We start from the raw sequence: 19,697 nt of genomic DNA, 5'->3' as shown, positions 1-19,697 counted from the left end.
GCCAGGGGGCCGTGTGGGGTGGTGCGGTGTTCGTGTCCGGTTTCGGTGATGATGGTCAGTTCGCCCAGGGGTCCGGGCCGGTAGGCGCAGTGGCCGAAGGTCTTCTCGCGGTGGTGCGTGCGGCACAGGCAGAACAGGTTCCACTCGGCGGTGGGTCCGCCGAGTTCGGGACGCTGGTGGTTGAAGGCGATGGCGTGGTCGATGTCGCAGTCGTGGGCGTCGACCGTGCATCCGGGGTGGCGGCAGGTGCCGTCGCGTAGCCGGATCCGTTCGGCCAGGGCGGGGGTGATGAAGTACTTGAGCACTGCGTCGGGCAGGTCGAGGACGCCGGGTTGGGGGTCGATCAGTTCGAATCGCACGGTGGCGTCGCCGCTGGAGAGTAGTTCCTCGCACAGCCAGTCGAAGCTGGCGTAGGCGCCGGTGACGAACTGCACGCGGTTGGGTAGGCCCTGGGCGATGCTGTCGATGACCGAGATCCGCACTGGTTGCTCGGTGCCCCAGGATGCCCCGAGCCGCGGCCCGCCCGTACCGGCGGCACCGTCGGAGGCGCTGCCGGCGGCGCTGTCGGCGGTGTCTTCGGCATGGCGTACGGGGGTGCAGATGTCGTCGGTGTTGGGGTCCCCGAGGGCGCACAGGGCGTCGGCGCGTAGTTGGTTGCGGGTGCGGGGATGGCCTGCCTGCCAGGCGGTGCGGGCGGCGGCCTCGATGCGGCGGCGCAGCTTCTCGGCGTCACTGCTGGGCAGGTGGGCCCACATGCTGGTCATGCCGTTGCGGCCGGGGCGAAACCGGACGGTGCGCTGTTCGGCGGCGTCGGCCACGGCGTGTTCGGCGGCCCGGGGATCGTGGCGTTCTCTCGCTGCGTCGACCGCGGTGTCCAGGGCGGTGCGGCTGGGTCGGTGGCCCCCGTCCAGGTCCCGGGCCAGGGCGCCGACGACCTCCGACTCCACTGCCGCGATCAGCTCGTCGGGGATCTCGGCCAGTCGGCAGGCGGTGTCGATGGCCAGTTGTTCGGGCAGCAGGCCCCGGTCGACGGCCTTGCGCAGCAGGGGCAGGCGGGTGTGGATCTGGGTGCCGGCGGTGACCAGGCGTGCGGCGTGCCAGCAGGTCAGGGACATGGCCGCGGCCAGGTGGTCACGGGCCCGGTCGGCCGGGTCCAGGCGGGCGAACGCCGGCCGCGGGCTCGCCCCGTCATCGTGCGCCGCCTCATCCAGACGCGCCAACGCCTCGACGAGATGATGCGCGGCCCGCAACCGGGTGGCCGCCGCGAGATTCTGCGCCAGCGTCGCCGACCGCGCCACCTCACTGAGCGCCTCGGCGCCCAGCGTGTCCAGAGCCTCCGGCACGGCGCGCAGCGCCCCGAACGCCGCCGAGCTCGTCGTCGTCATCATCGGAACCACCACCCGTCAGCTCTTAATCGAACGTGAGTACGATTCTACCGTCCAGGTCAGGTTCGCACAAGAGTTCGATTCGTCGCCGGTCGGTCCGGCCTCGTTCAGGACTGCTGCACCTGCGATGCGGGGCTGTCAGACCGTGCGCGCGCTCGCCACTGCAGATACTCCAGACCCGCCCACGAGACCAGCACTGCGGCCGCGACGGCGACGTGGGCCGTCCACAGATGCTCCGCGGGGTAGATGACGTCGGTGAGGTAGTGGTCGATGAACCCTGAGGAGGGCAGCGTCTCCTCACCCGCGCGGGCGCGTCCCCAGTTCTCGACGTGGGTGAGCGGGCAGACCCACCCCACCGTCGCGATCCCCAGTCCGTACGCGGCCGTCGCCAGGTGGGGCCAGAACGTCCACCGCCACCGCCACGCGAGGAAGCCGCCCACCACCATGTACACGAGGAACGCCGCGTGGAGGATCATCGCGCCGTCAGCGACGAGTCGGTAACCCATGAGTCCAGGGTGCCAGCCGCAGCGCGGGGCGCGAGTGGCCTGACTCCCGCAGCCTCTGCTACGGTGACCGGCATGTCGATCGCTCGCGCATATTGGCGCTTTATGTGGGCTCCGGGTGGAGCCCGCGCCGCGAGCGCACGCGTCCGTTAACCGGACGTCCCGACACCCGGAGCCCAGAGGCGGTGACCACCATGGTCGCCGCCTCCCGCCATTTCCCACGGCGGATCCGGGTGCGACACAGGGCACCGACCAGGATCACGGCACCCGGCCCGCCACGACCACCGCATCAGGAGCACACTGCCGTGACCATCACCGCCGAGAACCCCACCCAGACCGCCGACCGGCGCGTCCTGTCCTACTCCCCGTTGCCGACGCCGACCGAGATCCTCGGAGAACTCCCGCTGGGCGAGGCCCGCGAGGCACTGGTCGACCGCAGCCGCAGTGAGATCGCCGACATCCTCGCCGGGCGCGACGACCGCCTTCTCGTGGTCGTGGGTCCCTGTTCCGTCCACGACCCCGAGGCCGCCCTCGACTACGCCGAGCGCCTCGCGGCCCTGGCCCGGGAGGTCTCGGAGGACCTGCTGATCGTCATGCGCGTCTACTTCGAGAAGCCGCGCACGACGGTCGGGTGGAAGGGCCTGATCAACGACCCCGCGCTCGACGGCAGCTACGACATCCCGCGCGGTCTGCGCACCGCCCGCAGGCTTCTACTGGACGTGCTGGACCTGGGACTTCCCGTCGGCTGCGAGTTCCTCGAGCCGACGAGCCCGCAGTACATCGCCGACGCCGTCTCCTGGGGGGCCATCGGGGCGCGGACCACCGAGAGCCAGGTGCATCGTCAGCTGGTCTCCGGTCTGTCCATGCCGGTGGGGTTCAAGAACGGCACCGACGGCGAGGTGCAGGTCGCGGTGGACGGATGCCGGTCCTCGGCGTCGCGCCACGTGTTCTTCGGCACCGACGCCGAGGGTCGGGCGGCCGTGGTGGAGACGGCCGGTAACACCGATTGCCACGTGATCCTGCGCGGTGGGACCCGCGGTCCGAACCACGACGCGGAGTCGGTGGCCTCCGCGGTGGCGTCGGTCGCCAAGGTGGGACTGCCTAACCTGGTGATGGTCGACGCGAGCCACGCCAACTCGGGCAAGTCCCACGAGCGCCAGGCCGAGGTGGTCGCCGAGCTCGCCGAGCGCATCGGGGCGGGGGAGCAGGGGATTTCCGGGCTAATGATCGAGAGCTTCCTCGAAGCCGGCTCCCAGTCGGTCGAGGCCGCGGAACTGGTCTACGGCAAGTCCGTCACCGACGCCTGCATCGGCTGGGACACCACCGAGGACGGAGTGCGCGCGCTCGCCGCGGGGGTGCGCGCCGGCCGACGCGGCTGAACCCCCACGGGTCAGGGGGACCCCCTGTGGAGGGGGCGTCGCGCGGTAACCTCTTCCGAGTGGACGCCTCCTCCCCGCTGTACTCGCTGTACGAGTCGCGACTCCGGTCGTCACTCGAGGGTGCCCGGCTCCCACGACATATCGCCGTGATGGCCGACGGCAACCGCCGCTGGGCCAAGGAGGCCGGGTTCGCGGACGTCTCGCACGGACACCGCGCGGGGGCGGTCAAGATCGCCGAGATGCTCGGCTGGTGTGACGAGCTGGGCGTGGACGTGGCCACCATCTACCTGCTCAGTACCGAGAATCTCGGTCGTGATGCAGACGAGCTCGACGAGCTCCTTCAGATCATCGCCGACGTGGTGGACGAGATCACCGGCCCGGACAAGAACTGGGATGTCCGGATAGTCGGCCGGCTCGAGGTGCTGCCCGAGTGGCTGGCCGAGAGGCTGCGGCATGCCGAGCGTGCGAGCTCCGGGCGCCGGGGGGTCAAGGTGAACGTCGCCGTGGGCTACGGCGGCCGGCAGGAGATCGCCGACGCGACCCGCGAGCTCGTCGCCCAGCTGATCGAGGACGGCCGGACCGGGCAGGACCTGGTCGACGGCATCACCGTCGAGGCCATCGGGGAGCACCTCTACACCTCGGGACAACCCGATCCCGACCTGGTGATCCGGACCTCCGGCGAGCAGCGGCTCTCCGGGTTCCTGCTCTGGCAGAGCGCGTACTCGGAGATCTGGTTCACCGAGGCGTACTGGCCCGCCTTCCGGCGCGTGGACTTTCTGCGCGCCCTGCGCGACTACGGCGCCCGCAACCGCAGGTTCGGCCACTGATGTCGGGCGCGGGAGACCCCGGGTCCGGGGCGTCGACGGCGGGATCCGGTGCGGCGGTGCCGGAGTCGTTCGCCGTACGGGCCGTCTGCGTGGTGGACCAGCTCCTCACGGTGCCGGGACGGGTCGGCGTGACGGCGATCGACAAGAGGCCTGTCGAGGGCCCCGTGCAGGTTCGTGAGTACGGCCTCCACGGTGACGTCCAGGCCGATCGCGAACATCACGGCGGCGTGTGGAAGGCCGTCTACCTGCTCTCCGACTCCGACGTCGCGCCCTGGGAGCCCGAGTTCGGTGGGCCGATCCCGCCCGGATTCTTCGGCGAGAACCTACGCGTGACCGGCGTCGACACCTCCCAGCTCCAGATCGGCACGGTGCTCGATGTCGGCCAGGCCCACGGCCGTCGGGCGCCGCTCCGCCTGGAGATCACCACCCCGCGCATCCCGTGCAAGACGTTCGGCGACCGCGTGGACAAGCCCAGGTGGGTGCGTCGGTTCACCGAGGCGGGGCGGCCGGGTGCCTATGCCCGCGTCCTGCGCGCGGGGCCCGTGGAGGCGGGCGACGAGATCCGTGTGATCAGCGTGCCCACGCACGGTGTGACCATCGGGCGGGTGTTCGCCGGGGTCGACGACGACGAGGCCCGGCGGCTCCTCGACGAGTACGCCCTGGCAGACCTCGCGCCCAGTCTGGTCCGCAAGCTCGATCCCGCCACGGACGTCCGGCCCTCCGAGACGGACGCCGACTGAGCCGGACGCTGTCTGAACCGATCCAACCGGGTGCCCACCCGGCGGTGCTCACTCGGCGAGGTGGTCCCACACCGGTCCGGCGGTGCGCCACAGTGCGGGCGCCTGATCGCGACCCACGTCCGGCAACCGGAATGCCCCGCTGCCGCCCGCCGTGGTGGCCACGAGCGTCGCCAGGCCGGCGCGCCTCTGCAGTGGGGATCGCCGGATGTTCCAGCCGAGGATCCCGTCGCGCTCGAGAATGTCGGTGCGCCGCGTCAACGACCCCTTGCGGAGCGCGACCACCCCGTCGGTGACGGCGTGCCCGAGGCCCCGCACGTTGTCGAGCGCAGTCCAGATCGCAACGACCGCGGACAGTCCGAGCGCGGCCAGCGGGACCCACCAGAGCCATGGCCATAGCACCGCGGGAACAAGCGTCACCCCCGTGGCCGCGACAACGGCCGCGCCCGCTCTCACGAGTCTCCGTCGACGCGCGGCGGACGGGTGGGCCAGGAGCGAGGTGGGCACCGGCTCACCCAGGATCGTCCCGGCCGCGCCGGTAGATACCGCCCGCGGCGAGGGGGGCACCAACGCCGGACTCTGCTTCTTCTTCCCTTCGTCGTCCTTCCCGGTCCCGACCCCCGAGGCGACCACGTCGAGCCGCGCAGCTCCGAGAGCTCTGAACCCCGGGGGTTCGTGCAGCGTGACCCCGCGTATGCGACGCCCGTCGAAAGAGGTGTGCCGGCCCACGAGCAGTCCCCGCCGCAGCTCGAGCGAACCGTCCTCATAGCGCTCGAGCCGCAGGTTCCACCAGTTCTCCACGAAGAGCGCCACCGAGGCGACGGTGCCCACCACCAGGGCGAGAAGCACCACCCCGACGGCGATCACCGGGATCGGCAGGTCGCCGATCCGGGACCAGATCCAGTCGAGCATCTCGGGCACGGCCCTGAACCAGTCCGCGACCTGGAACACCACACCGATGCCCAGGAGGCCGAACAGGGGAGTCATGACGCTCGCGGGCGCGTAGCGGACCCACCGCGGGTCCAGGCGCACGAGTTCGGTGGTGTCGGCGGCGGCGCGCTCGGCGAGGAGCCGCCGCCGCAGCTCCTCGGCGACCTCGCGGTCCAGGGCGCCGAGGACGAGTCTGGACCCGTCGGTCTCGCCACTGGCCAGTCGCACCGTCGCGATGCCCATCCGGCGCTGCACCAGGTCCGCCGAGATCTCCACGGTGCGCACCCGGCCGGTCGAGAGGCTGGTGGTGGAGCTGGAGAGGAAGCGGACGCGGCGTTCGATCCGGTGCGCGCCCACGCGATAGCTGGTCACGGCGAGCCGGGCGGCCTCGATGACCGCGGTGGCCGCGGCGCCGAGGATCGTGCCGCCGATGGTCCACAGCATCACCCATCCCAGGCCCACCCCGGCGAGGAGGAGCGCCGAGCCGGCGGGGACCGCGGTGACGGCGAGGGCCCCCGCGGCCACGATGGTGCTCGCGGCGACGGTCCGACGGTCGAGGCGTCGCCACCCGGGTGTGGGCACCCCGGGCTGGCCTGGCTGACCGGGTTCAGCGTGCTCTCCCTGCGGATCGTGCCTCTCCGGCGCGGTCATGTCGCGTCCCGCTGGTCGTCCTGCGCCAGCAGCGTCAACCTGTCAGCCATCTCCTCGGCCTGCGCGGCGTCGAGGGCACTGATGCGGACCGCCCCCGATGAGGAGGCGGTGGTGACCACGACGGTGGCCAACCCGAACTGCCGTTGCAGGGGGCCGCGGGTCTTGTCGACGGTCTGCACCCGGGACAGCGGCGCGGCCCGCCACTCCTCCCAGAACAGTCCACTACGGCTGTAGACGGCCGTGTCCGTGGCCTCCCACCGGTGGGTCGCCCAGCGGACCCTCGGGACCGCGACCAGGGCCACGGCCGTCGCGACCGCCCACCCCGCCGCCGCGAGGAGGATCCACCGGGACAGGGCAAGGCCGAGGACGACGGCCACCACCAGCGGCCCGGCCATCCACAGCCCCACTTGGGCTGTCCACCAGCGGCGACACCGGGGGTCGACGCGGTGGCGTGGTGGTCTGAGCCCGATCGGTGAGGAGTACACGGTGTCCAACATAGGGCCCCTGTGGAACGCTGGCCGACATGAGTCTTCTCCGACGCTACCGGGCAACCGGCGCTGACCTGCCCTTCGGCGACCCGCTCCGCGCACACGGGGTGGCCATGGAGGGGTACTTCCTGCGCGTGACCGACCGCGACCGGGGCCGCGCCCTAATCGCGCTGATCGGGATCAACCGGGGGCCGGACGGGCACTGGGCGACCCTCGGCCTGGCATCCGACGAGGTGTCACCCCGGTCCGGGGCGGCCGGTGATCCCCGGCCGGGTGACGGCGCGACGTCGTCGTCACTCCGCCTGTCCGCGGCTCCCGAGGGCTGGGCCGATCCCGACCGGCTTGGGGCCCGTTCGGGTGATCGGTTCGAGTACCGGCCCGACGGGGTCGACGTGGACATGGGCGAGGGGGCCCGGCTTCATGTGGCGATCAGCGATCCCGTCGACTGGCCGCACCGGGCCGTCGGCGGGTCGAGCATCTTCCAGGCCGTCCCCGCCCTCAACCAGTACTGGCACCCGTGGTTGCTCGGAGGTCGGGCGCGGGGCTGGGCCGAGCTGGACGGCAGGCGCTGGGAATTCGACGGCGCCGACGTCTACGGGGAGAAGAACTGGGGCGCGGAGGGCTTCCCCGACTCCTGGTGGTGGGGACAGGCCCAGGGCTTCTCCGAGCCCGACACCTGCGTGGCGTTCGCCGGCGGGCAGATCCATTCGGGCCCCCTGCGCACCGAGGTCACCGCGGTGGTGGTGCGTCTGCCCGATGGTCGGGTGATCCGGTTGGGCAACCCCGTGGTCTCGCCGGTCCGCGCGGAGGTCGGTGACGACGTGTGGTCGCTCGAGGGGCGCGGGTACGGCTGGCGGGTCAAGGTGACCGGGCGGGCGCCGCTGGGTCGGGCGCACGTGTTGCCCGTGCCGTTGCCGTCGGAGAAGCGGAACTCGGCCGGGGCGATCGAACACCTGTCGGGTGAGCTCGAGGTGGAGGTGAGCCGCTTCGGGCGCCCTGTCTGGCGTGACTACAGTCCGCAGGCCGCGCTGGAGCACGGGGGACTGGACCGCGCGGAGGCCGAGTTGCGGCGCCGAGGGGTTCCGGTGGGGGAGACGGGCGCTGCGCCCGAGTGACTGAGTTCCCGAGCGCGTCAGATCTTGCGCAGACGCAGACGCTGAATGGAGTGGTCGGAGTTCTTGCGCAGCACCAGCGTGGCCCGGGGCCGGGTGGGCAGGATGTTCTCCACCAGGTTGGGTCGGTTGATGGAGTTCCAGATCTCGCGCGCCGCCAACCGGGCCGCCTGATCGGACAGATCGGCGTAGTGCGCGAAGTGTGAGTTGGGGTTGGAGAACGACGTACTGCGCAGTTCCAGGAACCGCTCGACGTACCACTTCTCGATGTCGTCGATCTTGGCGTCCACGTAAAGCGAGAAGTCGAACAGGTCCGAGACCATCAGCCGGGGGCCCGTCTGCAGGACGTTCAGTCCCTCGACGATGAGGATGTCCGGACGCTCGACCTCGATGAACTCGTGGGGCACGATGTCGTACTTGGTGTGCGAGTAGACCGGCGCGCGCACGACCGGGGCGCCCGACTTGACCTCCGAGACGAACCGCAGCAGCGCGCGACGGTCGTAGGACTCCGGGTAGCCCTTGCGGTGCATCAACCCGCGCCTCTGGAGCTCACGGTTGGGGTAGAGGAAACCGTCGGTCGTGATGAGGTCCACCCGGGGGTGGGAGTCCCAGCGGGTCAGCAGCGCGCGCAGCACACGCGCCGAGGTGGACTTGCCCACGGCCACCGACCCGGCCACGCCGATCACGAACGGCATGGGGGCGTCCACGGTCTCGCCGAGGAACAGGTTGGTGGACTGGAAGAGACGCTGCCGGGCCGAGACCTGGAGGTGGATGAGCCTGCTGAGTGGCAGGTAGATCTCGGCGATCTCGTCCAGGTCCAGGTGTTCACCCAGACCACGCAGTCCCTCGAGGTCCTGCTCGGTGAGCACCATCGGCATGGCTCGCCGCAGTCGGCGCCAGCTCCGGCGGTCGAACTCCACGTACGGCGTGTAGTCGCCGGCATGTCTGCTCACGATTGCTGATTGTGTCAGGTGCCCACGGGGAAGAGGCCTCCAGGTGCCCTGCCACTAGACTGACGACGACGACGAGACGAGCCGTGGCCGCACACGATTCGTACGAAGTGAGAAGCCCACGCGCGAGGAGCAACGATGACCGACCCGAACACCGATGTGTTCACCGCCTCCCTGTCCGATCTCGATCCGGAGGTCGCCGAGGCGATGGCCGGCGAGCTGGCTCGTCAGCGGGACACGCTCGAGATGATCGCGTCGGAGAACTTCGTCCCGCGCTCGGTCCTGCAGGCACAGGGCTCCGTGCTCACCAACAAGTACGCCGAGGGCTACCCGGGCCGTCGCTACTACGGCGGGTGCGAGCACGTCGACGTGGTGGAGAACCTCGCCCGTGACCGCGCCAAGGAGGTCTTCGGCGCCAAGTACGCCAACGTGCAGCCGCACGCGGGCGCCCAGGCCAACGCCGCGGTGCTCATGGCGCTCGCGACGCCGGGCTCCAAGATCATGGGCTTGTCCCTGGCCCACGGTGGTCACCTCACCCACGGTATGAAGCTCAACTTCTCCGGCCAGTTGTACGAGGTCGCCGCCTACGAGGTGGACCCGGAGACCATGCTGGTCAACATGGACACCGTCCGTGAGATGGCGTTGGCGGAGCGGCCCGATGTGATCATCGCCGGGTGGTCGGCGTACCCGCGGACGCTGGACTTCGCGAGGTTCCGTGAGATCGCCGACGAGGTCGGCGCCAAGCTCTGGGTGGACATGGCCCACTTCGCGGGCCTCGTGGCCGCGGGCCTGCACCCGAGCCCCGTGCCCCATGCCGACGTCGTGTCCACCACGGTCCACAAGACCCTGGGCGGGCCGCGCTCCGGCATGATCCTCACCAACGATCTCGACCTGTTCAAGAAGCTCAACTCGTCGGTGTTCCCGGGTCAGCAGGGCGGACCGCTCATGCACGTGATCGCCGCCAAGGCCACCGCCATGAAGATCGCCGGCACCGAGCAGTTCCGGGAGCGGCAGCAGCGCACGATCGAGGGCGCCAGGATCCTCGCCGAGCGCCTGACCGGGCAGGACTGCCAGGACGCCGGGGTGTCGGTGCTCACCGGGGGGACCGACGTCCACCTCGTGTTGGTGGACCTCCGCGAGTCCGAGCTCGACGGCCAGCAGGCCGAGGACCTCCTCCACGAGGTCGGGATCACCGTCAACCGCAACGCCGTGCCGTTCGACCCCCGTCCCCCGATGGTGACCTCGGGTCTGCGGATCGGTACGCCCGCGCTGGCCACCCGCGGTTTCGGGGCCGAGGACTTCCGCGAGGTCGCGGACATCATCGGCACCGCCCTCGCCGCGGGGAAGGGCGCCGACGTGATCGCCCTGCGTGAGCGGGTGTCCGCACTGGCCGCGGCGAAGCCGTTGTACGAGGGCCTGGAGGACTGGACGATCCTGGGCTGAGGCCCCGCTCCGCGTAGAGCAGCAGACCCCCGCAGCGCCCGGCTGCGGGGGGCGCGGGGTCGGTGGTCGGAATCAGTGTGAGCTGAACTCGATTTCGCTCTAGCCTGGATGCTTCAGCTCTGCCAATGGGGGTACAGGCGATGGGGCCAACAACGACCGAGAGCCCGAGGTCCAAGAGGAACGTCATCCTCAAGGCGGCGGTGGAGAACTTCGGAAGCGTCGGTTACGAACACACCAAGTGGGCGACCATCGCGGGCGAGGTGGGGATCGGGCAGACCGCGTTGTACCACTACTTCGAGTCCAAGGCGCACTGCCTGCTCACCATCATGAGCGCCGAGCTCACCCGGTCCCACGAGCGCTTCACGGTGGCGGTCGAAGGGGTGGGCGACGCCGAGACCGCGCTCCGGGCGGCTATCGCCAGTGCTTACGGCATCACCGATACCGAAGCGCTCCAGGCGCGGATCCTGCGGAACCAGATCGGCATGCTCGCCACGCCGCGCTCATCCGAGCGGGAGGAGCAGGAGCGGGTCAGGGCCCGTGAACTCGTCCGGGTGGTGGAGAGCGACTGGACCGGCCTCCTCGAACGCGGGATGGATTCGGGGGAGTTCCCCCGGCGCGACCCGGTCGAACTCGGGCGCTTCGTGCTGGGGTTGATGAACTCCGTGTGGAATTGGTACCGACCCGGTGGCAGCCGAGCCTTATCCGAGGTCTCGGAGTCGGTCACGGGGGCGTGCGTCCGACTGGTGCACTGAGGCCCTGTGCCTGGCGGGCGGGTGACGGACGGATCGAAATAGGTCTCCGTGCACTCCTCGGACACGGACGGACGCCGTCGGGGTCAACTCTCCGGCGGGAACGCCACCATGAGTGCCTCGGCGATACACGCAGGCTTCTCGCGGCCCTCGACCTCGATCGCGTAGTGGACGCACGCCAGGACCCCGCCGGCCTGCGCCTCCCGGGTCCACGCCACCCGGCCGGCAGCCCGGATCCTGTCACCGGGTCTGACGAAGGAGGGGAACCGCACCTTGTCGAGCCCGTAGTTGATCGCGCGACCGATGCCCTGGAAAGTGAACAACTCGGAGCTGAGGCGCGGGATCAGTGACAGCGTGAGGTAGCCGTGGGCGACGGTCGACCCTACGTCCGACACCGCCGCCCGTTCCCGGTCCACGTGGATCCACTGCCAGTCCTCGGTGACATCGGCGAAGGAGTCGATGCGGTCCTGTGTGATCTCGAACCAGTCGCCGGCCCCGAGGTCGAGGCCGGCGGCCGCTCGGAACTCGTCGACGCCGTGGAACACGTGGGTCATGGATTCTCCTCGATCGGGTGGGCGGCGGAGGGGCCGAGCGTCTCGCACGGTATCGGGGAGGGGCGGGGCGTGGCGGCCGATTACCGAACTCGGTTCAGGGGGGTAGCGGCTACCGTTGAGGGGTGAGCGAGGAGAACGGTCCGGACCGACGTGGGCTGGCCATCGGTTATGTCCCCGGTGTGCAGCCCGACAAGTGGCTGGCCCGGTGGCGCGAGCGGAATCCGGGCGTGCCGATCACGGCGCGACGGATGGGTGATCCTGTGGCCGGACTGGCGTCGGTTCCGGGTGCGAGCGGCGTCGACGTGGTCTTCCTCCGAGAGGCCGAGGACGCCTCCCGCGCGGCCCCGACCGGCTTACTGCGCATCCCGTTGTACACCGAGACCATGGCCGTGCTCGCTCCCCGGGACCACGAGCTCGGTGCCTACGACACCTTGTCCGCTGCGGACCTGGCGGGGGAGCGGTGGCTCGATCCCGTCGACGTGATCACCGCGTCACCCGACGATGTCTCTGCCGCCGTGGACCTGGTCGCTGCAGGGGCCGGGTTACTGGTCCTGCCCCAGCCGTACGCCCGATCGCTCAGCCGCCGGGACATCGTCGAACGGCCGCTGGAGGGGGTGCCCGCCACCCGTATGGGCGTCGCCTGGTCGTCGCGTCGCGAAGGGGACGTGGTGATCGACGAGTTCGTGGGTATCGTCCGCGGGCGGACCGCCGCCACCTCGCGCAACGCCGGGGATGCGCCCCGGGAGAAGCTGAACGCCCGGCAGAAGACGGCCGCGAAGGCACGCGCACGGGGTGAGCAGGCACGGGGTGGGCAGGCACGGGGTGGGCAGGCACGGGGTGAGCAACCGCGCGGCCGGCGTCAGGCGCCGAGGGGGAAGGGTCGGTCCGCGCGGGGCCGGTGACGGGTCGGCGATCCCCGCGTCCGTCAGCGTCCCCTGCGTCCCCTGCGTCCCGGGCCCGCGCCGACCATCCCGCGGGCGAAGTGCAGATGACGTGCCACCACGTCGTCGGCGCTCAGTGGGCCGTCGGGGCGATACCAGGACGAGATCGAGACGCACAGCGACGAGATCGCGCGGGCCGCGTCCTCGGGGTGCTCGCAGGCGAAATCGCCCGAATCGACGCCGGCCCGGATGGTGTCCTCGAGCATGGCCTGCTGCGAGTCGCGCTGGGCGATGTGGTGGTCGCGGACACCCGGATCCATGCTCCTCATCTCCGTGGAAGCCACGAACGCCTGGTCGCTCCGCGCCATGTGGAACCGGGCCAGGGATTCGACGAGGTTCTCGAAGCGGGCGACGGGATCGCCCCCGGCGTCCTCGACGGCCGCTTCGGTGTGCTCGAACAGCTCGTCCATCGCGGTGTCCACCAGTGCCGCGAGGATCGCCTGCTTGGAGCGATAGTGGTGGTAAAGGCCCGGAACCGACAGTCCCGCCTCCTCGGCGATCATCCTGATCGAGGCGCCGTGATACCCGTGTCGCGCGAAGACGACCAGTGCGGCACGTAACGGGGGAGACAGGGTATCGGGCCCGAAATCTCGCCAATCGCTCATCGGTGGACTCTCCTCGGTCATCGAAAAACCCTAGCTGTCGCTCACTTGACACGTGATGTGGTGTGGGTAACACTACAGCTAACCGAGCGATCGATCGGTCGGTCGGGCCGGCAGAGACGGAGGCGATGATGAGCGGACCGAACCCCCGTCCGTGGCGGGAGATGTACCGGACGGGCCTCGACGAGGGCCTCGTGGACTCGCGCTCGACGCTCGTCGACGCCTGGCGCAACCGGGTCGACTCCGCTCCCGAGCGCACCGCCGTCGCGTACTTCGACACCACCCTCTCCGCGGGCGAGGTCGATCGCATGTCGGACGCCCTCGGCGCGGCGCTGCAGGATCGAGGGGTGCAGGGCGGCGACCGCGTCGGGATCCACCTGCAGAACATCCCGCAGTACGCCCTCTCCCTGCTCGCCCTGTGGAAGATCGGGGCCGCCGCCGTGGTCCTCAACCCCATGTACTTCGGTCGCGAACTCCGGCTGCCCGTCGAGGATTCCGGCGCGGTCGGGATCATCGCGACGGACAGGGACGTCGCCGCGATCCGCGAGAGCGTGGAGGGCACCGACGTCGGGTGGATCCTCAGCACCAGCGAACAGGACCTGCAGACCCGGAACGATCCCCGGGTGTTCGGCGACACGGACCCCGTCGCGCCCTCGGAGGACGGCGATCTGCTGCGGGTGATGGCCGACTTCTCCGGCCGGACCCCCGCTCCCGTCGCGGTGTCCCCGGACGATCTGGCGCTGCTGACCTACACGTCCGGGACCACCGGCCCACCCAAGGGCGCGATGAACTCGCACGCGAACGTCGTGGCCGTGGCCCGGAGCTTCGCCGACTTCGTGGGTGTCGTGCCGGGGGACGTGGTGCTGGCGATCGCCCCGCTGTTCCACATCACCGGAGCGGTGATCAACGCGACCCTCGGTCTGCTGGGGGACACCGCCCTGGTCTTCGCCGGGCGCTTCCGGCCCGAGGTCGTCCTGGACGCCTTCCGCGAACACCGAGTCACCTACACGATCGGGTCCATCACGGCGTTCAACGCCCTGATGCGCCTGGATGAGGCCGGCCCGGAGCACTTCGCGTCCGTCAAGACCCTCTACAGCGGGGGAGCGCCGATCCCGCCGTCGACGGTCGAGCGCTTCCGAGAGCGGTTCGGGCACTACATCCACAACGCCTACGGCATGACAGAGACGACCTCGGGGGTCATCGCCGTCCCGCCCGGGCTCCACGCCCCGGTCGACGAGTCCAGCGGCACGCTCTCCGTCGGGGTCCCGCTCCCGGGTGTCGACGCGAGCGTGGTGGGGGTCGACGACCTGCCCGTCGCGGCCGGGCAGCAGGGCGAGCTGGTCCTCAGCGGACCGCAGATCGTCTCCGGCTACTGGCGCAACGACGCGGCCACCGCCGTGACGATGCCCGGCGGCCGGTTGCACACCGGTGATGTGGCCGTCATGGACTCCGCCGGCTGGGTCTACCTCGTCGACAGGCTCAAGGACCAGATCAACGCCTCCGGGTACAAGGTCTGGCCGCGAGAGGTCGAGGACGTCCTGTACGAGCACGACGCGGTCTTCGAGGTCGCCGTCGTCGGCCTTCCTGACGAGTACCGCGGCGAGAAGGTGGTCGCGTTCGTCTCCCTCAAGGCGGGACGCACCGCCTCCGAGGCGGAGTTGATCTCGTTCGCCGCCTCGCGCCTGGCCGCGTACAAGCGGCCCTCCGAGGTCCACGTGGTGGGCGAACTCCCCAAGACGCAGACCGGCAAGATCCGCCGCCGCGAACTCCGCGACGAGCACACCCCCTCCTGACGCTCCATCCCCCTCAACCAGCCCCCTCAACCATCCCCCTCAACCCCATCCCCCTCACCCCGATCCGAAGGGACACGACATGGCCGAGGCCACGATCCACCCCGACCTCCCCTCAGAGGCCACCCCGACGCAGTCCGCCTCGGGCAACCGGAACGCCAAGAAGTCGCTCGCCGCGAGCACCACCGGTCAGTTGTTCGAGTGGTACGAGTGGACCGCCTACGCGGTGTTCGCCCCGTTCATCGCGGCGGCGATGTTCAACAACGAGAACCCCGTCTCGGCGCTGCTGGCCACGTTCGCCGTGTTCGCCGTGGGCTTCCTGGTCCGGCCGCTCGGCGGGATCGTCTTCGGCCGGATAGCCGACGTCAAGGGCCGCAAGTGGGTCCTCATCACCACCATGCTCATGATGGCGGGTGCGAGCCTGCTCATCGGCCTGCTGCCGAGCTACGAGACGCTCGGTGTCTTCGCGTCCGTGCTGCTCCTGCTGTGCCGGATCGTCCAGGGCTTCGCGCACGGTGGTGAATCCGCGACCGCGTACAGCTACGTCGCCGAGATCGCGCCGCCCCACCGTCGCGGGATGTGGGGGAGCCTGGTCTTCGTCGCCATCATGGGCGGCACCGTGATCGCCTACGGCGTGGGCGGCACCATCACCGCCGTGCTGTCCGAGTCGGCCGTCGGCGAGTGGGGCTGGCGCATCCCGTTCCTGCTCGGCGCCGTGTTCGCCCTGTTCGTGCTGTACCTGCGGGCCGGTATGGAGGAGTCCGACGTCTTCGACAAGGCCGCCGAGGCGGCCGCGGCCGACCCGACCTCACCGGTCGTCACCTTTTCCAAGGGCCGTCTCGCCCGGGCGATCGCGCTGGTCGTGACCATGGTCTCCGGCGTCACCGTCGCCCACTACACCTGGAGCTCGTACGCCTCCACGTTCGCCATCACCCAGCGCGACATGGATGCGGGCGCCGCCTTCTGGATGATCTTCGGCAGCCAGCTGGTCGCCTTGTGCACCCTTCCGTTCTGGGGCCTGCTGTCGGACAAGATCGGCCGTCGTCCGGTGATCTTCATCTTCGCGGTCGGCACCATCGTCACCACCCCGTTCCTCATGGGGATGATCGACGACCGGCCGTGGACCCTGTTCCTCACCTCGCTAATCGCCATGACGCTGGTCGCCGCCGCCGGCTCCATCCTCTCGTCGTTCATGTCCGAGGCGTTCCCCACCAAGATGCGCACGGCCGGCATCGGGTTCGCCTACTCGCTGTCCGTCGCGGTCTTCGGCGGCAGCGCGCCGTACCTCAACGCGCAGTTCATCGAGTGGGACGTGTACTGGATGATCAACGCCTACATCATCGCCCTCTGCGTCTGCACCATCATCGCCACGGCGATCATGAAGGAGACCCGGGGTAACGACCTGCACACGGTCGGCCACGACTAGTCCGCCGGCGTTCCGTCCATGCGACCGCCCACCAACCGCGAGGATCACCCCATGACTCCACCAGCATCCACCGACGGCCTGCCGATCGACACACTGCTCCGCCCCGACGTCGTGGGGCCCAGGATCGCCGAGGCCTCGGGCGAGGACGCCTGGACGGATTTCTCCGCCGAGCTGATCGCGGGGGGCAAGTCCAACCTCACCTTCACCCTCCGCTCGGACGCGGGGGAGCTCATCCTGCGTCGACCGCCCACGGGTGAGCTACTTCCGAGTGCTCACGACATGGGACGCGAGGCGCGCATCCAGCTGGGGCTGGCCTCGACGGATGTCCCGGTGGCCGGGATCGTGCTCAACGAGACCACCGGCGAGGACCTGGGGGTCCCGTACTACGTGATGGAGAAGGTGGTCGGTCACGTGATCCGTGACGCGCTGCCGCCGGGTTACGCCGAATCCGACGACGACAAGGCGGCCATGGCCGACGCACAGATCGACGCGATGGTCGCTCTCCACGCAGTGAATCAGGACGCCGTCGGCCTGGGGGATCTGGGGCGGCCGGAGGGGTATCTGGAACGGCAGCTACGCCGGTGGCTGGGACAGTCCGAGAAGGCGAGCGCGAGCGTCCGCGCGGACCGCCTGCCCGAGCTGGCCGCGCGTCTCGGACAGGACCTGCCCACCTCGCCGTCGTCGCGCATCATCCACGGTGACTACCGCATGGACAACTGTGTGGTCGACGCCGACGATCCGGGGCGGATCAAGGCGATCCTCGACTGGGAGCTGTCGACCCTCGGCGACCCGGTGGCCGACCTCGCCCAGACCGTTCTGTACTGGGGCGACCCCGACGGACCCGAGGTCCCGCTGATCCCGAGCCTGACCACGGGCCCCGGATGGCCCGGACCGCAGCGGTTGCTGGACAGGTACTGCTCCGCGACCGGCACGGACCCCGCGCACATGCCCTGGTACCTGGCGTTCGCGACGTTCAAGTTCGCGGCGATCGCCCAGGGTGTGGCCACCCGCTCGGAGGCCGGTGACATGGCCGGGCAGGACTTCGGTGACATCGGCCCGCAGATCCGCGAGCTGGTGGAGTACGGCCACTCGATCCTCGACTCCCGGAAAGGCACCCGCTGATGGCTGATCGCGCTTCCGACGCCACCGCTCCCGACTCACCCGCCCGGGCCGCGCGCGGGCCGGTCGACCCCCGCACGGGTCCTCAGACGGCACTGCCCGTGCTCGACCGCTTCCGCCTGGACGGGCGCGTCGCGGTGATCACCGGAGCGTCGTCCGGTCTCGGCGCCGGATTCGCCCGCGCCCTGTCCTCCGCCGGTGCGACGGTCGTCCTGGCCGCGCGCCGTCGGGAGCGCCTCGACGCCCTCGCCGAGGAGCTCCGCGCGGCCGGCGGTACGGCATCGACGGTGGCCTGTGACGTCGCGGACCCCGAGGCGTGTGCCGCTATGGTCCGCGACGCGATGGACTCTCACGGGCGGATCGACGTGCTGGTCAACAACGCCGGCATCGGCACCGCGGTTCCCGCGCTCAAGGAGACGCCCGAGCAGTTCCGGGGCGTGGTGGACGTGAACCTCCACGGCGCCTACTGGGCGGCCAAGAAGTGCGCGGCCGTCATGGAGCCCGGGTCGAGCATCGTCAACGTGGCCAGCGTGCTCGGCCTGACCGCGGGATTCGCCCCGCAGGCCGCCTACTCCGCCTCCAAAGCCGCCGTGCTGGGGCTCACCCGGGACCTGGCCGCGCAGTGGGGGAGTCGGCGGGGGATCCGCGTCAACGCCCTCGCCCCCGGGTACTTCGCCTCGGAGATGACCGACGAGATCCCCGAGACGATGCTCGCCGACATCACCGGACGCACGATCTTCGGTCGGCTCGGTCTGCAGCCGGAGCTCGACTCCGCTCTTCTCTTCCTCGCCTCCGACGCCTCGTCGTTCATCACCGGGTCGACCCTCACCGTCGACGGCGGCATGACCCTTCACTAGCCCACTACCTCACTAGTTCTCGACCCAGGAGACATCACCATGGAATTCGCGCACAGCCAGCGCAGCGTCGAGCTGCAGGAGAACATGTGGGAGTTCATGCGCGAGCATGTGTTCCCCGCCGAGCCGGTGTGGGCCGAGTACCTGCGGACGCACGGCGACCACGAGCACCCGCCCGTCATGGAGGACCTCAAGGCGGAGGCGCGGCGTCGCGGGCTGTGGAACCTCTTCCTGCCCGAGTGGTCCGGCATCTCCAATCTCGAGTTCGCCGCGGTCTCGGAGATCTCCGGTTGGTCGCCGGTGATCGCCCCTGAAGCCATCAACTCGCAGGCGCCCGACACCGGGAACATGGAGACCTTCCACCTGTTCGGGACCGACGAGCAGAAGGCCGCGTACCTCGAGCCGCTCAAGGAGGGCAGGATCCGGTCGGCCTACGCCATGACCGAGCCTGACGTGGCCTCCTCCGACGCGACGAACATCCAGACCGTCATCCGCCGCGAAGGCGACGAGTACGTGATCAACGGTCGCAAGTGGTGGATCACTGGAGTGGCCGACGAGCGCTGCGAGATCTTCATCGTCATGGGCAAGACGGACGAGACCGCCGAGACCCACCGTCAGCAGTCGATGGTCCTGGTCCCGCGCGGTACCCCGGGGCTCACCATCGAGCGCAACCTGCCGCTGTTCGGCTACCAGGACCAGCACGGCCACTGTGAGCTCGTGTTCTCGGACGTCCGGGTGCCGACGTCAAACCTGCTCGGCGAGGAGGGGGCCGGCTTCGCGATCGCCCAGGCGCGTCTGGGCCCGGGCCGGATCCACCACGCCATGCGCGCCATCGGGATGGCGGAGAGGGCGTTGGCGCTCATGGTCGACCGGGCCAAGTCGCGCCACGCCTTCGGCGGGTATCTGTCCGAGCAGGGCGTGGTGCAGGAGCACATCGCCAACTCCCGCATCGAGATCGACCAGGCACGCCTGCAGGTCCAACACTGCGCGTGGATGATCGACACCGTCGGGGCCAAGGAGGCCCGGTTCGAAATCTCTGCCATCAAGGTGATCGCGCCGCAGGTCGCCTGCACCGTGATCGACCGGGCGATCGAGATCTTCGGTGGCGCGGGCGTCTCCGACGACACGCCACTGGCGTACTTCTACGCCTGGGCGCGGGCCCTGAGGATCGTCGACGGCCCGGACGCCGTGCACCGCCGCACCATCGCGCGCGGCGAACTCAGGCGCACCCCGCCGTTCATCGGGTAACACTAGGTT

Annotated in this window: 19 protein-coding genes; 12 read left to right on the top strand and 7 right to left on the bottom strand. The window is 70.2% G+C overall.

What is annotated here, in order from left to right:
• A partial coding sequence (locus H483_RS22495; RefSeq protein ID WP_017835507.1) for an HNH endonuclease signature motif containing protein occupies positions 1-1,388 on the bottom strand: 1,388 nt, incomplete at its 3' end.
• 104 nt (positions 1,389-1,492) lie between these two features.
• On the bottom strand, positions 1,493-1,891 hold the full coding sequence (locus H483_RS22490; protein WP_017835506.1) for a DUF2784 domain-containing protein: 399 nt from the start codon (positions 1,889-1,891) through the stop codon (positions 1,493-1,495).
• 302 nt (positions 1,892-2,193) lie between these two features.
• Here H483_RS22490 and H483_RS22485 point away from each other — a divergent pair, with 302 nt between their 5' ends.
• The 3 genes from H483_RS22485 to H483_RS22475 are packed head-to-tail and all read left to right on the top strand — an operon-like array spanning position 2,194 to position 4,834.
• The gene (locus tag H483_RS22485; protein ID WP_017835505.1) at positions 2,194-3,267 is read left to right on the top strand and encodes a 3-deoxy-7-phosphoheptulonate synthase; all 1,074 of its coding nucleotides are present in this window, start codon (positions 2,194-2,196) and stop codon (positions 3,265-3,267) included.
• Between the two features lie 59 nt (positions 3,268-3,326).
• A complete protein-coding gene (locus H483_RS22480) occupies positions 3,327-4,094 on the top strand; it encodes an isoprenyl transferase (RefSeq protein ID WP_017835504.1) in 768 nt (255 codons plus the stop codon).
• Positions 4,094-4,834, top strand: coding sequence for an MOSC domain-containing protein (locus tag H483_RS22475; RefSeq protein WP_017835503.1), 741 nt, complete (start codon positions 4,094-4,096; stop codon positions 4,832-4,834). Before H483_RS22480 ends, H483_RS22475 begins: the two co-directional genes overlap by 1 nt.
• A 48-nt stretch (positions 4,835-4,882) precedes the next feature.
• Here H483_RS22475 and H483_RS22470 read toward each other — a convergent pair whose 3' ends face one another.
• Together H483_RS22470 and H483_RS22465 are read right to left on the bottom strand one after the other, a co-directional pair.
• A complete protein-coding gene (locus H483_RS22470) occupies positions 4,883-6,412 on the bottom strand; it encodes a PH domain-containing protein (protein WP_152427838.1) in 1,530 nt (509 codons plus the stop codon).
• Positions 6,409-6,897, bottom strand: a complete 489-nt coding sequence (locus H483_RS22465; RefSeq protein WP_202959087.1) for a PH domain-containing protein — start codon at positions 6,895-6,897, stop codon at positions 6,409-6,411. Before H483_RS22465 ends, H483_RS22470 begins: the two co-directional genes overlap by 4 nt.
• 38 nt (positions 6,898-6,935) lie before the next feature.
• Between H483_RS22465 and H483_RS22460 the strand changes: the two genes are divergently transcribed.
• The gene (locus H483_RS22460; RefSeq protein WP_017835500.1) at positions 6,936-8,015 is read left to right on the top strand and encodes a tocopherol cyclase family protein; all 1,080 of its coding nucleotides are present in this window, start codon (positions 6,936-6,938) and stop codon (positions 8,013-8,015) included.
• 17 nt (positions 8,016-8,032) lie between these two features.
• Here the strand turns inward: H483_RS22460 and coaA are convergent, their stop codons facing one another.
• Positions 8,033-8,965, bottom strand: a complete 933-nt coding sequence (gene coaA, locus H483_RS22455) for a type I pantothenate kinase (RefSeq protein WP_052308362.1) — start codon at positions 8,963-8,965, stop codon at positions 8,033-8,035.
• A gap of 135 nt (positions 8,966-9,100) precedes the next feature.
• Between coaA and glyA the strand changes: the two genes are divergently transcribed.
• Both glyA and H483_RS22445 read left to right on the top strand, forming a co-directional pair.
• Positions 9,101-10,405, top strand: a complete 1,305-nt coding sequence (glyA, locus tag H483_RS22450) for a serine hydroxymethyltransferase (protein ID WP_017835498.1) — start codon at positions 9,101-9,103, stop codon at positions 10,403-10,405.
• Between the two features lie 125 nt (positions 10,406-10,530).
• Positions 10,531-11,157: a TetR/AcrR family transcriptional regulator gene (locus H483_RS22445; protein WP_031264458.1), complete on the top strand. Its 627-nt coding sequence runs from the start codon at positions 10,531-10,533 to the stop codon at positions 11,155-11,157.
• 83 nt (positions 11,158-11,240) lie between these two features.
• Here the strand turns inward: H483_RS22445 and H483_RS22440 are convergent, their stop codons facing one another.
• Positions 11,241-11,708, bottom strand: coding sequence for a MaoC family dehydratase (locus tag H483_RS22440; protein ID WP_017835496.1), 468 nt, complete (start codon positions 11,706-11,708; stop codon positions 11,241-11,243).
• Positions 11,709-11,830: 122 nt separating this feature from the next.
• On the opposite strand from H483_RS22440, the gene H483_RS22435 reads away from it, so the two are divergent.
• On the top strand, positions 11,831-12,610 hold the full coding sequence (locus H483_RS22435) for a LysR family transcriptional regulator substrate-binding protein (RefSeq protein WP_017835495.1): 780 nt from the start codon (positions 11,831-11,833) through the stop codon (positions 12,608-12,610).
• Between the two features lie 23 nt (positions 12,611-12,633).
• Here H483_RS22435 and H483_RS22430 read toward each other — a convergent pair whose 3' ends face one another.
• A complete protein-coding gene (locus H483_RS22430; RefSeq protein WP_017835494.1) occupies positions 12,634-13,254 on the bottom strand; it encodes a TetR/AcrR family transcriptional regulator in 621 nt (206 codons plus the stop codon).
• A gap of 161 nt (positions 13,255-13,415) precedes the next feature.
• Between H483_RS22430 and H483_RS22425 the strand changes: the two genes are divergently transcribed.
• The 5 genes from H483_RS22425 (at position 13,416) to H483_RS22405 (ending at position 19,688) form a co-directional block, all read left to right on the top strand.
• Positions 13,416-15,044 carry a class I adenylate-forming enzyme family protein gene (locus H483_RS22425; RefSeq protein WP_031264456.1) on the top strand — a complete coding sequence of 543 codons (1,629 nt, stop codon included), beginning with the start codon at positions 13,416-13,418 and terminating at the stop codon, positions 15,042-15,044.
• A 79-nt stretch (positions 15,045-15,123) separates the two neighbouring features.
• Positions 15,124-16,467, top strand: a complete 1,344-nt coding sequence (locus H483_RS22420; protein ID WP_017835492.1) for an MFS transporter — start codon at positions 15,124-15,126, stop codon at positions 16,465-16,467.
• A 51-nt stretch (positions 16,468-16,518) separates the two neighbouring features.
• Positions 16,519-17,589: a phosphotransferase family protein gene (locus H483_RS22415; RefSeq protein ID WP_042328824.1), complete on the top strand. Its 1,071-nt coding sequence runs from the start codon at positions 16,519-16,521 to the stop codon at positions 17,587-17,589.
• 92 nt (positions 17,590-17,681) lie between these two features.
• Positions 17,682-18,443 carry an SDR family NAD(P)-dependent oxidoreductase gene (locus H483_RS22410; RefSeq protein WP_042328822.1) on the top strand — a complete coding sequence of 254 codons (762 nt, stop codon included), beginning with the start codon at positions 17,682-17,684 and terminating at the stop codon, positions 18,441-18,443.
• Positions 18,444-18,482: 39 nt separating this feature from the next.
• On the top strand, positions 18,483-19,688 hold the full coding sequence (locus H483_RS22405) for an acyl-CoA dehydrogenase family protein (RefSeq protein WP_017835489.1): 1,206 nt from the start codon (positions 18,483-18,485) through the stop codon (positions 19,686-19,688).
• The last annotated feature ends 9 nt before the right edge of the window (positions 19,689-19,697 follow it).

It is taken from the genome of Dietzia sp. UCD-THP, assembly GCF_000349585.1.
Lineage (GTDB): Bacteria > Actinomycetota > Actinomycetes > Mycobacteriales > Mycobacteriaceae > Dietzia > Dietzia natronolimnaea_A.
The sequence above is the reverse complement of the archived record's forward strand: the minus strand, read 5'-3'. Positions and strand labels throughout refer to the sequence as shown.